This window comes from Pseudaminobacter sp. Soil_N_29, assembly GCF_057656055.1.
The window spans coordinates 1-412 of the sequence record NZ_JBDGLC010000039.1 but is presented as its reverse complement, the minus strand read 5'-3'; the positions used below and the strand labels follow the sequence as shown (position 1 = coordinate 412).

At 49.5% G+C, this 412-nt stretch carries 1 rRNA gene; it reads left to right on the top strand.

The annotated features are described in order from the left end of the window. A 23S ribosomal RNA gene (locus tag AC3A4H_RS23635) occupies positions 1–411 on the top strand; the annotation flags it as partial. Between the last annotated feature and the right edge of the window lies 1 nt (position 412).

The following is a 412-nucleotide window of genomic DNA, read 5'->3' as shown; positions in this document are numbered from 1 at the left end:
AATGGTATGGTATCCTTACCTGAATACATAGGGTATGGAAGACAGACCCAGGGAACTGAAACATCTAAGTACCTGGAGGAAGAGAAAGCAAATGCGATTTCCTGAGTAGCGGCGAGCGAAACGGAACATAGCCCAAACCAAGAGGCTTGCCTCTTGGGGTTGTAGGACATTCTATACGGAGTTACAAAGGAACGAGGTAGACGAAGCGACCTGGAAAGGTCCGTCGTAGAGGGTAACAACCCCGTAGTCGAAACTTCGTTCTCTCTTGAATGTATCCTGAGTACGGCGGAACACGTGAAATTCCGTCGGAATCTGGGAGGACCATCTCCCAAGGCTAAATACTCCCTAGTGATCGATAGTGAACCAGTACCGTGAGGGAAAGGTGAAAAGCACCCCGGAAGGGGAGTGAAAG